Source organism: Flavobacterium sp. LC2016-12, assembly GCF_015351595.1.
In the GTDB taxonomy this organism is placed as follows: domain Bacteria; phylum Bacteroidota; class Bacteroidia; order Flavobacteriales; family Flavobacteriaceae; genus Flavobacterium.
This window is the reverse complement of record NZ_JADKPT010000012.1, coordinates 63227-79215: the sequence shown is the minus strand read 5'-3', so window position 1 is coordinate 79215 and position 15989 is coordinate 63227. Positions and strand designations below refer to the sequence as shown.

The window sequence follows — 15989 nt, the reverse complement described above, 5'->3', positions numbered from 1 at the left end:
TTTAATTCAGTTTAGATGCAAAAGTAAACTCATAACTAGGCAATAAATCAGGATGAAAAATTTTGATATAATCTTTCAAAACCAAATCTGGACGGCTTGGTGACAATTCATAATAAATAGTTCCGCCAGTTGCTCCAAACTTACTTTCTAAAGTATAAATGGATTTATTTTTAAAAGCGTCAAACTCACTGTAATGCGGATTTGCTTTTTCTAATTCGGCCAAAGTCAGAAAAGAACCTGACGCAATCCAAACATTCGCTGTTTTGGCTTTGTCTAATACTTTTTCGAAAGATAAACCTTCACTTCCGGTACCTTTTAAATCGGCCCATAAATAATTAGATTGTGCATCTTTCATAAATTTTGCTACCCAGCTATTCCCTTTTGCCACATACCAAACATCTTCGTACATTGAACCGTATAAAACTGTTGTTGTTGCGGGTTTATCAGCTACTAATTTCTTAGCCTGATTATAACTTTCAACAATCTTGTCAAACAATTCTTTGGCTTTGTCTTCTTTACCAAATAAGGCTCCGTATAGTTTAATCCATTCTGCTTTTCCAAGTGGAGATTGCTCCATCCAATCGGCCTGAATCATAACATTTAAACCACTTTTTTTCAAATTATCCAGCATCGGATTGTTGTTGTCTACTCCAAAAGTCACAATTAAATCCGGTGATAAATCTATTAATTGTTCAATGTTTAATTTTTCGTTTTGTCCAACGTTTTTCACAATCCCTTTATCAATTAATATTCTTGTTTTTTCAGAAGAAATATAATCGGTATGCGGAAAACCAACTAGTTTATTTTCCACATCCAGCATTTCAAGATACGGAATATTGGTCGTTGAAGTTACTACAACCGTTTCCAACGGAACATTGATTGTTGTATAGGTTTGAAGACTATCAGGAATTTTACCTTCTTTTTCTTTTAAAATATAAGTGAACTTTTTATTTGCGTTTGGCCACGGATTGGTAACCGTTACAACAGAATATCCTTCTTGTTTTACGATGGAAAGCCCTGAAGCATATTCGATACTATTTTTAGCAATTGGAGATTTTGCAACTTCGGTAGTTTCATTTTTTTTACAGCTTATAAGAAGAAAAAAAGACAAAACATAAAACGTTTTAGATAATAAATGTTTCATAAGTTAGTTATACTATTTTGAAAATTGAAATTGTTAACACCCAATATCGGCACAGATTTTGAATACTAAAATTTCAAAATTTAATTTTTTGATGAGGACAAAGGTAAGGCAATTTCTATTTTTTTTGTTTACCTTTATTCTTACAAATCTCAACAAACTCATTTTTTACAATATATGAATACCACAAAAACCAAAATTTGTTCGAGTTGCGAAACTATTTTTAGATGCGGGGATATTTCTGTTGAAAACAAATGTTGGTGTAATGATTATCCTCCCATTTTTAATCTTTCTGAAGGAGGAGATTGTCTTTGTCCGGTTTGCTTCAAAGAAGCCTGCATGGACAAAATTGATGCTTATGTAGAAACAATGACACCTAAAAAAGCGCTACAAAATAAAGCATTATCTTTACCAAAAACAGCAAAACTAATTGAAGATATTGATTATTACACCGAAGATGGCAATACTGTTTTCACTAGTTGGTTTCATTTGAAACGTGGAAGCTGTTGCGGAAATGATTGTCGTCATTGCCCTTATTAAATAAGCTGCGAAATGTGATTTGTAAAAAGTGAAATGTCATTATTGAATATCATTTTGTCCTTCACAATTCAACGCTTGCATTTCACATTTTACATTTCACAACTCACATTTTACATATCAAAAAAAATGATTTACTTAATTACCGGAGGCGAGCGATCAGGAAAAAGCAGTTATGCTCAAAATTTAGCATTAAAACTCTCAGACGCGCCGATGTATGTAGCAACGGCTCGAAAATGGGACGATGATTTCCAAAATAGAATCGACCGACATCAGCAGGAACGCGATGAGCGTTGGACGAATATTGAAAAAGAAAAACATTTAAGCGAAATTGATTTTTCAGGGAAAGTAGCATTGATTGATTGCGTAACACTTTGGCTTACTAACTTTTTTGTAGACACTAAAAATGATGTTGCTTCAAGTTTGGAAGAAGCAAAAAAAGAGTTTCTTGCGATGGCCAAGCAGGAGAATGCAACACTAATTATTGTTACAAACGAAATTGGAATGGGGGTTCATGCCGACACTCATATCGGCAGAAAATTCACAGAATTACAAGGCTGGATGAATCAGTTTTTGGCTTCAAATGCTGATGAAGTTGTCTTGATGGTTTCTGGAATTCCGGTAAAAATTAAATAAAATTCCAAATTTTAAATTCCAAATTCCAAGGCACTGCCTTAACTTTACATAAATTCAAACATTCAGATTGATTTTTTAAATTGGATTTTGGATTTTTTTTATTGGAATTTTAACCCCAACAACATGACTAATTTAGATGATATTTTAAAATCGCGTCGTGATACCCGACATTTTACTACTGATGAAGTTCCTGATGAAGTGATTGAAAAAGCTTTACAGGCCGGACATTGGGCACCCTCTGTTGGGCTTACGGATGCTACGCGCTATTATATCATCAAAGCTGCAGAAGTAAAAAGTGCTATCAAAGATTTATTTTTGGATTATAATAAAAAAGCCGAATCGCTAACCGATAATCCGGAACAAAAAGAACACTATAAATCCCTGAAACTTGAAGCTATTGAAGAAGCACCAATTGGACTTATTATTGCATACGACCGCTCTGTTTTAAATCAATTTACGATTGGAACTGTTGGCAGTAATGAAGCGGTTAAATTTAGTTCGGTTTGTGCGGCTCAGAATATTTGGCTTTCCCTTACCGATCAGGGTTATGGTATGGGCTGGGTTTCGATTTTAAATTATCATCAATTTAAAAAAATACTCGATTTACCAGAAAACATTGAACCTTTGGGTTATTTCTGCGTTGGAAAACCGGCAACGAATTACAACAATCAGCCCATGTTGCAGCAATTGCATTGGAAACAAAAATCGGAAGCTCCTATTTGTTCAGAAATCAAAAATGTAACAGAAAGTTATATTTCTGATTTGAAATTAAAAATTCAAACCGAAAGTGAAAACAAAAATGATTTCAGCAAAGCATTACAAGAAAAAATAGACTGTAAAACTAAACCTGTAGGTGCTTTGGGAACTTTGGAAACTTTAGCTTTTCAGATGGCGACGGTTTTTGAAAATTTAAATCCCAAAATTGTAAATCCGAATATTATTGTTTTTGCGGCAGATCACGGAATTGCAAATCATGGTGTGAGTGCTTATCCGCAAGATGTAACACGACAAATGGTTGGTAATTTTCTGGAAGGCGGTGCGGCAATAAACGTTTTCTGTAAACAGAATGACATTCAGTTGTCCATTGTAGATTCAGGCGTTAATTATGATTTTCCGACCAACGCTAATTTGATTAATGCTAAAATTGCAAAAGGAACTCAATCATTCCTACACGCTCCTGCGATGAGCGAAACCGAATTACAATTGTGTTTTGAAAAAGGAAAAGCCATAGTTGAAAATATCGCAAAAACAGGTTCAAACTGCATTGGTTTTGGTGAAATGGGAATTGGAAATACCTCAACGGCTTCTGTTTTAATGAGCCTTTTAACCGGTTTTTCGATTGAAGAATGTGTTGGGAAAGGAACCGGAGTTGAAAACCAAAAATTACTTCAGAAACAGGAATTCCTAAAAAGCGCCATTGAAAATTATTCCGGTCAAGCCAATTTAAAAGAACAACTGGCTTATTTTGGAGGTTTCGAAATTATACAAATGGCAAGCGGAATGCTGACAGCGTTTGAAAACAAAATGCTGATTTTAGTGGACGGTTTTATTTGCAGTGTGGCTTTTTTAATTGCTTCAAAAATAAATTCTTCCATAATTAAAAATGCAGTTTTTTGTCATTGCTCTGCTGAACAGGCACATCAAAAATTACTTCAATATTTGAATGCAAAACCAATTTTAAATTTAGATTTGCGTCTGGGCGAAGGAACGGGCTGTGCAATTGCTTTTCCTATTTTGAAATCGGCGGAAGCTTTTTTGAACGAAATGGCTAGTTTTGAGAGTGCCGGGGTTAGCAAGAAATAAATATAAATGGCAATAACAAATTTCAATGCCAATTAAAAATAACATTCTTAAATGAAAAAAGAACTACATATTTTCTTTACCTGCTTAATGTTTTATACCCGAATTCCATGTCCAAAAAACATCGATCATAATCCTGATTATTTAAATAAAGCTTCACGTTATTTTCCTTTTATTGGATGGATTGTTGGAAGCATTTCTTTTTTGGCTTTTTATATTTTCGCTCAGTTTCTTTCTGTTGAAATTGCAGTTATTTTAGCAATTATCGCTTCCATTCTAACAACCGGTGCTTTTCACGAAGATGGCTTTGCAGATGTTTGTGATGGTTTTGGCGGAGGCTGGACTAAAGAAAAAATTTTAATGATTATGAAAGACAGCGCCATTGGTGCTTATGGTGCGATTGGTTTGATTTTATTATTTTTACTAAAGTTCAAATTGCTTTCCCAATCGATTTCTCTTTTTCAGATGGAAAATCCAATGGGACTTCTACAAGTTTTTCTTTTGTTTATATCTGCTCATGCTTTGAGTCGTTTAGCTGCCATCAGTATTACTTTTACACACGAATACTCCAGAGATGACGCGACCAGCAAAAGCAAACCAATTGCAAAAAAACATACCTGGAAAGAAATTTTAGGATCCTTTATCTTTGGATTATTACCGTTATTAGTCCTCTCCTATTTTCATTACAATTTCCTTCTCGTTATAATTCCCGTTTTTATAGCACGTTACTTTTTGGCCCGTTATTTCCAAAAATGGATTGATGGCTACACTGGAGATTGCCTTGGCGCGACACAACAGGTGTGTGAAGTTGTTTATTATCTAAGCTTTCTTTTGATATGGAAATTTATTTAGTTCGTCATACCGAAACTGCTTGCGAAAAAGGCATTTGTTACGGACAATCTGATGTCGATTTAGCAGAACCATTCGATTCCATTTTTGAAACTATTCTTTCGCAATTGCCTTCAGAAGCAATTCTTTTTTCAAGTCCATTGAAGCGATGTGTAATTTTGGCTCAATATATTCAGGACAACATTAAAACGCTATCGTATCAGGAAGACAAGCGTTTGATGGAAATGAATTTTGGTGATTGGGAAATGAAAAACTGGAATGACATTCAGCCCGAACAACTCAATCCGTGGATGGAAGATTTTGTAAATGTTCCTGCTTCAAATGGAGAATCTTTTGTTTTATTGCACAAACGTACCGAGTCGTTTTTATCCGATTTGGTTTCAAAAAAAATTAAACAACCTATTGTTGTCGTTTGTCATGCCGGAATAATAAGAAGTATCTTATGTCATCATACTTCTTTGCCATTAAAAGATGCTTTTCAAAACAAGGCAGATTTTGGCGAAGTCATTAAAATTGAGCTCTAAGCCCAATTTTGTTCAGAATTTGACTTAAAAAGTAAAACAAATTTGATAATTCAATATTTTTAACTTTATCTTTGCCCGAAATTTAAGGTTGTATTTTTATATTAAAAATGCATTAAAAGGGAATCAAGTAAAATCTTGAGCTGTACCCGCAACTGTAAGCTAAGTTCTGAAAAGAATGCTTGTTGTTAACTACAAAACCACTGCTCGCCCCGGCGAATGGGAAGGTAAACAACAAGACGCAAGCCAGGAGACCTGCCTTTATAACAAATATCGAACTCTCGGGAAAAAGAGTGTAGAAATTATGACTTTAAAAAAACTTTTCGCTTTTTGCCTGCTATTGTTGTGCCAGATTATGTCGGCGCAGAATGACTCTATTAATAAACTGAAAGAAGTTATAGTTTCTGATTCAAATCTTAAAAATTTCTCCAATACACAATCAATACAAAGGCTGAACGATTCTATTATCAACAAGAATCAAGCTTCGCTAACCTCTCTTTTAAATTATAATACTGTTATTTATTTTAAAGAAAATGGTCTCGGTATGACCTCTTCTCCATCGTTTAGAGGAACTACTTCACAACAAACTGTTGTGGTATGGAACGGGATAAATGTAAATTCACAACTTTTAGGGCAGGCTGATTTCAATACGATTTCAACTCGTGGTTTCAACTCAATTGATGTAAAAGCCGGAGGAGGAAGTGTGGTTTATGGAAGTGGCGCAATTGGTGGAACGATTCACCTGAATAACGATTTGAAATTCACAGATACCTTCAAAAATGATTTTCAGATTTATTATGGAGAGTTCAATACTATAAGTGCAGTTTACGGCATTACAGCCTCCACAAAAAAATGGAGCGTTGACGCCAGTTTTACCAGAAACAGTTCTGATAATGATTTTAGATTTGTAGGCCAGGACGCATGGAACACAAATGGACAGTATTACAATAATACGATTGATGCCGCCATTGGATATAAAATAAACACCAAAAACAGCATTAAATTCTACAGCGAAATATTTGATGGCGAACGCCACTTTTCGCTTACCTCACCTAATGCTACCAAAACAAAATATCAGGACTACAATACTCGAAATTTATTAACCTGGAGTAGTTCTTTCAATAAGTTTGAATCTAATGTAAGGCTCGCATACATCACAGAACACTATAATTATTTTGAAGATATAAATCGGGACGGATATACTTCCGGAGGAGTTAAAAGTTTTATCGGAAAGTATGATCTTGATTACGCCTTGTCTTCTACGATGAAAATCAGTACGATTTTAGATTATACAAAAAATGACGGTCTTGGCTCCGGAATTGGAAAAAGCAGTCGTGAAATTGGCGGAGCAAGCCTTTTATGGAAACATACGCTGACTGAGAAATGGAATTATGAAATGAGCGCCAGAAAAGAAGTTTCAGATGCTTATAAGAGTCCTGTTCTTTTTTCTGTTGGTTCAAGATATAATTTTTCAGAGTTCTATCAGCTTAAATTTAATTTATCCCGAAACTACAGGGTTCCAACATTTAACGATTTGTATTGGGAAGGAAGTGGAAATCCTGATTTAAAACCTGAAAGTTCGTATCAGGCAGAAATAGGAAATGAATTTCATTATAAAGATTTTCGATTAACTCTAACAGCTTACGGAATGAAGATTAAAGATATGATTCGCTGGCTGCCTACTAATGGATCGATGTGGACTCCTGTAAATACTGACAAAGTCACTATTTATGGTGCAGAAGCACTTGTCGGATGGAAAAAATCATTCAACAAACATACTTTTGATTTTAGCGGAACGTATGCCTACACTGTTTCTCGTGACGATAAAAACGACAAACAATTGTTTTATGTCCCATACCACAAATTGACAGGTTCATTATCTTATTACTACAAGAAACTTTCGGCCTATTATCAGATTATGTATACGGGAGAAATTTTCACCACATCTGACAATAATCCAAAATACATTCTGGATGCGTACAATGTTTCCAATATTGGTGTAGATTACAATTTTAGCAAAAAAAACATTTTCAAAGTAGGTGTAAAAGCAGCCAATCTTTGGAACGAAAAATACGAAGCGTTGCCTAGTCGCTATATGCCAGGGCGAAACTTGACTATTTATTTAAACCTTAATTATTAAAACATGAAATTAAAAAATCTTTATTTAGGAATTATTGCATCGGCATTTTTATTTGCTTCTTGTAGCAGTGATGACAACAATGACAACATTGACACTCCGCTGGGTGCATATGATAACGGAATTCTTATTTTAAATGAGGGAAATTTTGGAAATCCTAATGCTTCTGTATCTTTCATTTCTAATGATTTAGCTACTTTTCAAAATGACATTTTCAAAGTGGTAAATACTACAGCAGTATTGGGTGATGTAGCACAATCAATGACTTTCAGCAATGAAAAAGCTTTTATTGTAATCAATAATTCTAATGAAGTTGAAGTTGTAAACCGTTATACTTTTAAAAGTCTTGGAACAATTACTGAAAAACTTGAAAACCCACGTTTCAGCGTTGTTTTGAATGATAAATTATATGTTACCAACGCAATTTCTCAGGCAGTAACTGTTTATGATGCTAAAACTTATGCTTACGTAGCTTCAATTTCTTTGGGCAAAACAGCTGAGAAAATCGTAACTGCAAACGGAAAATTATATATAACAAATGCTGCTTATGGCAGCGGAAGTGAAGTTACCGTAATTAACCCTGCAAACAATACTGTATCTAAAACGATAACACTAGAAGATGGAATAAACTCTATTGAAGAAAACAATGGAAGCGTATATGTATTAGCAGGAAACAGCAGCAAAAGTAAATTATTCAAAATCAATACTTCTACTGACACTGCAACATCTATAGAATCAACTACACTTAAAGGTGCTTTGAACATGGATATTGACGGAGATAAAATTTATTACACTAAAGGTACTGGTGTTTATGCTATAAACCTGAATGCAACAACTTTTTCTGACACGGCTTTATTCTCTGTTAAAGACAGCAGCTGGTCAACTTTTTATGGCTTTGGTGTAATTGATGGCAAAATATATTCTGGAGATGCAAATGCATTTACTGCAGATGGAACCGTTACAGTATATTCTGCAACTGGAACAGTAATAAAAACTTTAACCGTTGGTGTAGGACCAAATGGTTTTTATCCCAACAATTAAAATTACCTATTTTTAAATTTGTTTTTGGATTTTTTTTGGAAAAAAAAGGCTTTCATTTCTGAAAGCCTTTTTTTTATTTTAATGATTTTTGAAACTCTTTTGGAACAGTTTCTAAATACATTTCGTTTCTATAACCATTGATTTTCTTAGAGTCTGTAACATAAGGCAAGATTAAATTTTCGTCTATTCTAACCTTTTTAGCTGTAGCACCTGTAATTTTAGATATCGCCAAATTTAATAATGGCTCTCCCGGATCTCCTAAAACACCATAAGTACTAACAAACTCATTCTGTACATATGTTGGCGGCAACCCGGCTGTATAGTCTCCAAAATCAGCAGAATTTGAAATTTTAAAAACTAACGGCTGCATCGCATATTTATGATTTGGATTCACATTTGTTTTAGTGAATGTAGGTGAATCATAAACTGTAAACGAACCAACATTTTTACCAATTGTCGTTTCGCCAATCTGAACAACATTAATATATGGTTTTAACCCGTTTATCACCAATTCACTTGCTGATGCGGTATTAGAAGTTGTAATAACATAAACTGTATTTAATTTTAAACTGTTAAGAGCAGCTCCGTCGATATCTTTTACAAATCTTTCATTTAAAAACTCCAAATCATCAGCAGTCATTCCTGCCATTTGTTTCAAATTATACTGTCTTTTTGAAAATATTTTCCCTTCAAATTGCCCGGTAATCATACTTGCCAAACGCGTTGAAGAACGAACTGAACCACCACCATTATATCTCAAGTCTAAAATCAGGTCTGTTGCACCTTGTGCTTTTAGCTCTCCAAAAGCCTGATTTAATTTAATATCATAGTCAGCGTAAAAACCGTTATACATTACATAACCAATTTTATGCCCTCCTGAAGTTATTACTTTACTAATTAATATTGGATTTTCTTCTAAAACAGTTTTGGTTAAAGCAACTGATCTCCCATTTAAAACAAATCCGGAGCCAGTATAATCTGCAAAGTTTAAAGTGTAACTATCAGGGTTCAGTAATAACGATTCGTAGTTTGAAACCGTAAGTTTTGTACCATTTACACTCGTAAATAAATCACCCCTTTTAATATCTTTAGATGCAGCATCAGAATTAGGAATAATATATCGCACATAACCTACGACATCATTAGATCCCTCAGAGACTCTGCTTAATCTAAAATCTACTCCATTGTTTTTTGAAATTCCGTTAAGTTCTTGTTCCAAAACAGTATAATCATCTACAATCCAACTAAAACGATCAATTGCATTAATAGGATATTTGCTAACAGGTTTATTCAATAAATCTTCAAATAATTCCTCTGGCTTAGAATATCCGGACAAAAATGAGTTACGAGCTTCTTGATTGGCAAAACGATCATCAGCTAAATTAGGAACATCTGATTGCCATAAATAAACTTCATTTAATCCTTTCCAGACAAAATCATTTACTTGCAGATTTGCAGGCGCATCAACATCATCATTATCCTCGCAAGATTGCAAAGCGAATGCAAGCAAAAATACAAGCAATAAACTCTTTAATATTGTTTTCATATATTTAGGTGTAGTAGTATTCAATACTTTATTAACGTAAAAATACTACCTTTAGTTTTAACTCTATTATCTTTTCTTAAAAAAAATACAAATCCATTGTAACAAAAATAATAGTGCCTCGTCTTGACTATATAAGCTTACTTGTAAATACTGATTAATTAACTAAATCACAATAAACGAATAACTTATAACCGACCAAAAACCAACAAATAACCAATTATGAATCAAGTTGCGTTTATAGAATTGATTAATCCTTTTAAAGACAAAGTTTTTCGTCTGGCAAAAAGATTATTGACCAGTACTGAAGAAGCTGAAGATGCAACTCAGGAAGTAATGGTGAAATTATGGAACAAAAAAGAAAATTTAGACGCCTATAATAACATTGAAGCTGTTGCAATGACAATGACCAAAAATTATTGTCTGGATCAGTTAAAATCCAAAAGAGCCGGAAATCTAAAAATAGTTCATAATAATTATACAGATCGTGAACCACAATTAGATAAAAAACTGGAAGATTCTAATAGTCTGGAATGGGTAGAAAAAATTATAAATCAGTTGCCCGAGCAACTCCAAATATTAATTCAGCTTCGTGATGTTGAGCAATATGAATTTGATGAAATTGCGAAAATTGTCAACATGAATGAAACAGCTATTCGGGTAGCACTTTCGAGAGCGAGAAAAAAAATAAGAGAATCAATGGTTAATACACACAGTTATGGAATTAGATAAAATAGAAAATATATTAGAAAAATACTTTCAGGGAGAAACTACTATTGCCGAAGAAAACCAATTAAAAGAATATTTTTCTTCACCGAATGTTGCGCAGCATTTAGAGCAGTATAAACCAATGTTTGGTTATTTCTCTCAGGTAAAACAACAAAAAACGACGCAGGAAATACCACTACAAACTAAGAAACGAAATGTGGCGTGGTTATCAATTGCAGCTTCTGCTGTTGTTTTACTAGGAATAGGAACCTTTTATTTTGCAAGCCAAAAAACTACAGCTCCGGTTGTAGCGCAATCAGAATTAGGAACCTATGATAATCCGGAAGAAGCCCTTGCCGCAACGCAAAAAGCTTTGGCCTTATTATCAAACAATGTGAATGTAGGTATTGGAAGTGTACAATACATTCAGGAATATGAACAATCAAAAAACAAAATTTTTAAACAGTAATTAAATCAATCAAAAAAATAAACAAAATGAAAAATTTCATCATAACACTAGTTTTCGCATTCATTAGCACCGCTTTTTATGCTCAGGGAGCATTTGACAAATTTGATGGTCAGGACGATGTAACGTCAGTAATAGTAAACAAAAAAATGTTCGATTTAATGAGCAAAGTAAAGGTTGATGCTTCTGATAAAGAAATGCAACAATACATCAGTCTGATTAAAAAATTAGACTACTTAAAAGTGTTCACAACAAAAAATCCTAAAATCGAAGCTGATATGAAAGCTTCAGCAGATAAATATGTTAAAACAGCCGGTTTAGAAGAATTAATGAGAATCAATGATGGCGGCAGAAACGTAAAAATATCAGTGAAATCTGGAGCAACAGACTCTCAGGTAAGAGAATTATTGATGTATGTTGACGGCGCTAAAGGTGACGAAACGGTTTTATTATCTTTAACAGGTAATTTTGACATCAACGAAATTTCAGTACTAACAGATAAGATGAAACTTCCTGGTGGTTCTGACTTAAAAAAAGCCACTAAAGGCAAAAAATAATCATGAGACTTAACGTTTTTACCTCGGCCCTTTTAGTATTACTAACTTTAGTGAGTTGTAATTCTGAACCTTCATTGCAAAAATATTTTGTACAGAATACCGATAATAAAGATTTTATTGCGCTTGATGTTTCACCAAGTATTCTAAATATTGAAAAAACAAAATTATCAGCAGAGCAAACGGAAGCTTTAAATTCTTTTGATAAAATGAACATACTGGCTTTCAAAGCAAATGACAAAAATCAGGCGCAATTTGAAACAGAAAGAACAAAAATTAAAGCAATTTTGAAAGATCCAAAATACCAAAAATTAATGTCTTTTGGTTCAGGTAAAGACGGTGCTTCTATAAGCTACGTTGGTACAGATGACAACATCGAAGAGTTTGTTGTTTTTGCCAATAAAAAAGAAAATGGTTTTGCAGTAGTTCGTGTTTTAGGAAAAAATATGAACCCAAATAACATTATAACTTTAATGTCTGTTTTAAAAGAATCAAAAATTGACATGGAACAATTAAAGCCATTGCAGCAATTGATGAACACTAATAAATAATACATCTTACTTTTAATAGAAAAAGCTCCAAATAATTGGAGCTTTTTCTATTAAATATTGAAGGATTAAACTTACTAAAATAATGGTCGATTTATTTTAAAGTGAATTGAATTTAGCTATATTTGTTATCTAACCAAAAATAATAAATATGGTACAAAAAACATCGAATGCCTTTATTGCGGCATCTTGGGTAGCTCTTGGAGCTGGAACAGTTGGTTTTATAGTTGGACTTGCCAGAGCTGAAATGTTATTAAACGAAAAAGGATATTATTTCACAGTTCTAATGTTCGGATTATTTGCCGTGGTTTCGCTGCAAAAAAGCGTTAGAGACAGACTTGAAAAACTTCCTGTAACAGATATTTATTATGGCATTTGCTGGTTTGGTACACTTTTATCGATTGTATTATTAGTCGTTGGACTTTGGAATGCTACTATTCTCCCAAGCGAAAAAGGTTTTTATGCATTTGCATTTTTATTGGCGTTGTTTGGTGCTATTTCAGTACAAAAAAACACAAGGGATAATATGTCATTTTCTAATGAGTAATTTCCTAAAATCACAATAAGAAAAAAAAGCTCCATTTTCATGGAGCTTTTTTATATAAGAATCTGAGTTTTATTTACTCAAATACATTTTTCTTCTTGAGTACAACTCGTAGAATTGATCATCTTTTAAGTCATCAATAAACAAGATGCTTTCACCAGTCGATTTCATTTCTGGTCCTAATGCTTTGTTTACATTTTGGAATTTGCTGAAAGAGAAAACTGGTTGCTTGATCGCATATCCTTTTAATTGCGGATTAAAATCGAAGTCTGTTACTTTATTGTGTCCTAACATTACTTTTGTAGCGTAGTTTACATAAGGCTCTCCGTAAGCTTTTGCAATAAATGGTACTGTTCTAGATGCTCTTGGATTTGCCTCGATAATGTAAACCGTGTCATCTTTAATAGCAAACTGAATATTTATCAGACCTACTGTTTTTAAAGCTCTCGCAATTTTATAGGTATGATCTTTTATTTGTTGCATTACAAATTCTCCTAAGTTAAAAGGAGGCAATGTAGCATTACTATCTCCAGAGTGAACTCCGCAAGGCTCAATATGCTCCATAATTCCGATGATGTAAACATTTCCATCAGCATCACAAATTGCATCCGCTTCCGCTTCGATTGCTCCGGCTAAATAGTGATCTAAAAGCAATTTATTTCCTGGAATCGTTTTCAATAAATTGATAACATGCTCCTCTAATTCTTTTTTGTTGATTACAATTTTCATTCCCTGACCTCCTAATACATAAGAAGGACGAATCAATAACGGGAAGTCTAAAGTATCTGCTAATGCAGAAGCTTCATCAGCTGTCTCAGCAATTCCGAATTGCGGGAAGGGAATATGTAATTCTCTTAATAAGTCCGAGAAACGTCCTCTGTCTTCTGCTAAATCAAGTGCATCAAAACTAGTTCCGATGATTTTCACTCCGTATTTAGATAATTTTTCAGCTAACTTCAAAGCCGTTTGTCCACCTAACTGAACAATAACACCTTCTGGTTTTTCATGCTGAATGATGTCGTAGATATGTTCCCAAAAAACTGGTTCGAAGTATAATTTATCTGCTGTATCAAAATCAGTCGAAACTGTTTCAGGATTACAGTTGATCATAATTGTTTCGTATCCACATTCTTTTGCTGCCAAAACTCCGTGTACACAAGAATAATCAAACTCGATTCCTTGTCCAATTCTGTTTGGTCCTGAACCTAAAACGATGATTTTCTTTTTATCGGTAACAATGCTTTCATTATCTACATAACGCTCGCCGTTTGCTTTTTCAATTTCTGCCTCAAAAGTTGAGTAGTAATAAGGTGTCTGTGCTTTAAACTCTGCTGCACAAGTATCAACCAGTTTAAACACACGGTTGATGTTTTGGTCCATACGTAAAGTGTGAACTTCACTTTCAAGACAATTCATCATATGTGCAATTTGTCTGTCAGCAAAACCTTTTTGTTTCGCTTCAAGCAACAATTCTTTTGGAAGATTAGAAATTTTGTAGTTCGAAATTTCTTTCTCTAAAGTATAAAGCTCTTCATATTGTTTCAAGAACCACATATCGATTTTTGTGATTTCATGAATACGGCTCAATGGAATTCCCATTGCAATCGCATCATAAATTACAAAAACACGATCCCAGCTTGCAAAAGTCAGTTTCTCGATAATTTGCTCGTAATTGGTATATCCTTTTCCGTCAGCACCTAAACCATTTCTTTTGATTTCTAGTGATTGCGTCGCTTTGTGTAAAGCTTCCTGGAACGAACGTCCAATTCCCATTACTTCACCAACAGATTTCATCTGAAGTCCTAAAGTTCTGTCAGCACCTTCAAATTTATCAAAGTTCCAACGTGGTATTTTAACGATAACATAATCCAATGTCGGTTCAAAAAGAGCCGAAGTCGATTTTGTAATTTGGTTTTGCAATTCATCTAAATTGTATCCTAAAGCCAGTTTAGAAGCAATTTTAGCAATTGGATATCCAGTTGCTTTTGATGCTAAAGCAGAAGAACGAGATACACGAGGATTAATCTCAATCGCTACGATATCTTCTTTATCGTCTGGTGAAACTGCGAACTGTACGTTACAACCTCCAGCAAAATTTCCGATACTACGCATCATTAAGATAGCATAGTCACGTAATTTTTGGAAAGTTGTATCAGATAATGTCATTGCTGGTGCAACTGTAATCGAATCTCCGGTATGGATTCCCATTGGATCCATATTTTCGATTGAACAAATAATTACAACATTATCATTTTTATCTCTTAAAAGCTCTAATTCATATTCTTTCCATCCTAATAAAGCTTTATCAATTAGGACTTCGTGAATAGGTGACATTTCTAATCCGTAGGTTAGTTTTTCATCAAACTCTTCTTTGCTGTGAACGAAAGCCGCTCCCGTTCCTCCTAGAGTAAAAGAAGGACGAATTACTAATGGAAATCCAAATTCCTGAGCAATTTCCTTTCCTTCAAGGAAAGAAGTAGCTGTTTTTGCAGGTGCAGTAGGTACGTTTATTTTTTGAAGCAATTGTTTAAATTGCTCTCTGTCTTCGGTAATATTAATAGCATTTACATCAACACCTATTAATCTTACTCCGAAATCCTGCCAAATTCCTTTTTCATCAGCTTCCAGACATAAATTCAAAGCCGTTTGTCCACCCATTGTTGGCAAAACCGCATCAATTTGTGGATGCTCCTTCAGAATTTCAATAATCGATTTTGTAGTTAATGGTTTCAAATATACATGATCGGCCATAGTTGGGTCCGTCATAATAGTCGCTGGATTTGAGTTTATCAAGATAACTTCAATTCCTTCTTCACGAATAGAACGTGCAGATTGAGATCCTGCATAATCGAATTCGCAAGCTTGACCAATAACAATAGGACCTGATCCTATTATTAAAACTGATTTTATTGATGTGTCTTTAGGCATTGTATTTGTATTGTGTAGTTATATAATGTACTTAAA

Annotated in this window: 15 protein-coding genes and 1 riboswitch; of the genes, 12 read left to right on the top strand and 3 right to left on the bottom strand. The window is 33.9% G+C overall.

Going from position 1 to position 15989, the window contains the following annotated elements; translation table 11 throughout:
- Position 1: 1 nt before the first annotated feature.
- On the bottom strand, positions 2-1144 hold the full coding sequence (locus IRZ99_RS17140) for an ABC transporter substrate-binding protein (RefSeq protein ID WP_194658419.1): 1143 nt from the start codon (positions 1142-1144) through the stop codon (positions 2-4).
- A gap of 174 nt (positions 1145-1318) precedes the next feature.
- Between IRZ99_RS17140 and IRZ99_RS17135 the strand changes: the two genes are divergently transcribed.
- From IRZ99_RS17135 to IRZ99_RS17105, 7 genes are all read left to right on the top strand, one after another.
- Complete coding sequence (locus IRZ99_RS17135) at positions 1319-1681, top strand: DUF5522 domain-containing protein (protein WP_194658418.1); 363 nt, start codon at positions 1319-1321, stop codon at positions 1679-1681.
- Between the two features lie 126 nt (positions 1682-1807).
- The gene (gene cobU, locus IRZ99_RS17130) at positions 1808-2314 is read left to right on the top strand and encodes a bifunctional adenosylcobinamide kinase/adenosylcobinamide-phosphate guanylyltransferase (RefSeq protein ID WP_194658417.1); all 507 of its coding nucleotides are present in this window, start codon (positions 1808-1810) and stop codon (positions 2312-2314) included.
- Between the two features lie 123 nt (positions 2315-2437).
- On the top strand, positions 2438-4117 hold the full coding sequence (gene cobT / locus IRZ99_RS17125; RefSeq protein WP_194658416.1) for a nicotinate-nucleotide--dimethylbenzimidazole phosphoribosyltransferase: 1680 nt from the start codon (positions 2438-2440) through the stop codon (positions 4115-4117).
- Positions 4118-4168: 51 nt separating this feature from the next.
- Positions 4169-4966, top strand: coding sequence for an adenosylcobinamide-GDP ribazoletransferase (locus IRZ99_RS17120; RefSeq protein ID WP_194658415.1), 798 nt, complete (start codon positions 4169-4171; stop codon positions 4964-4966).
- Positions 4951-5487 carry an alpha-ribazole phosphatase gene (gene cobC / locus IRZ99_RS17115; protein ID WP_194658414.1) on the top strand — a complete coding sequence of 179 codons (537 nt, stop codon included), beginning with the start codon at positions 4951-4953 and terminating at the stop codon, positions 5485-5487. Before IRZ99_RS17120 ends, cobC begins: the two co-directional genes overlap by 16 nt.
- Before the next feature lie 68 nt (positions 5488-5555).
- Positions 5556-5762, top strand: a riboswitch (cobalamin riboswitch).
- Positions 5763-5788: 26 nt separating this feature from the next.
- The gene (locus tag IRZ99_RS17110) at positions 5789-7624 is read left to right on the top strand and encodes a TonB-dependent siderophore receptor (protein WP_194658413.1); all 1836 of its coding nucleotides are present in this window, start codon (positions 5789-5791) and stop codon (positions 7622-7624) included.
- Between the two features lie 3 nt (positions 7625-7627).
- Positions 7628-8662, top strand: coding sequence for a YncE family protein (locus IRZ99_RS17105; RefSeq protein WP_194658412.1), 1035 nt, complete (start codon positions 7628-7630; stop codon positions 8660-8662).
- Positions 8663-8735: 73 nt separating this feature from the next.
- Here IRZ99_RS17105 and IRZ99_RS17100 read toward each other — a convergent pair whose 3' ends face one another.
- Positions 8736-10208 (bottom strand): S41 family peptidase, encoded by a 1473-nt coding sequence (locus IRZ99_RS17100; RefSeq protein ID WP_194658411.1) that lies wholly within the window; start codon positions 10206-10208, stop codon positions 8736-8738.
- Between the two features lie 219 nt (positions 10209-10427).
- Here IRZ99_RS17100 and IRZ99_RS17095 point away from each other — a divergent pair, with 219 nt between their 5' ends.
- The 5 genes from IRZ99_RS17095 to yiaA all read left to right on the top strand — a co-directional run bounded on the left by IRZ99_RS17095 (position 10428) and on the right by yiaA (position 13028).
- On the top strand, positions 10428-10937 hold the full coding sequence (locus IRZ99_RS17095) for an RNA polymerase sigma factor (protein ID WP_072974436.1): 510 nt from the start codon (positions 10428-10430) through the stop codon (positions 10935-10937).
- Entirely contained in the window at positions 10924-11382 is a 459-nt protein-coding gene (locus IRZ99_RS17090) for a hypothetical protein (protein WP_194658410.1), read from the top strand. Before IRZ99_RS17095 ends, IRZ99_RS17090 begins: the two co-directional genes overlap by 14 nt.
- Positions 11383-11408: 26 nt before the next feature.
- Positions 11409-11936: a DUF4252 domain-containing protein gene (locus IRZ99_RS17085; protein ID WP_194658409.1), complete on the top strand. Its 528-nt coding sequence runs from the start codon at positions 11409-11411 to the stop codon at positions 11934-11936.
- Between the two features lie 2 nt (positions 11937-11938).
- Positions 11939-12484 (top strand): DUF4252 domain-containing protein, encoded by a 546-nt coding sequence (locus IRZ99_RS17080; RefSeq protein WP_194658408.1) that lies wholly within the window; start codon positions 11939-11941, stop codon positions 12482-12484.
- A 148-nt stretch (positions 12485-12632) separates the two neighbouring features.
- Positions 12633-13028, top strand: a complete 396-nt coding sequence (yiaA, locus tag IRZ99_RS17075) for an inner membrane protein YiaA (RefSeq protein WP_059116403.1) — start codon at positions 12633-12635, stop codon at positions 13026-13028.
- 69 nt (positions 13029-13097) lie between these two features.
- Here the strand turns inward: yiaA and carB are convergent, their stop codons facing one another.
- Positions 13098-15953: a carbamoyl-phosphate synthase large subunit gene (gene carB, locus IRZ99_RS17070; RefSeq protein ID WP_194658407.1), complete on the bottom strand. Its 2856-nt coding sequence runs from the start codon at positions 15951-15953 to the stop codon at positions 13098-13100.
- Between the last annotated feature and the right edge of the window lie 36 nt (positions 15954-15989).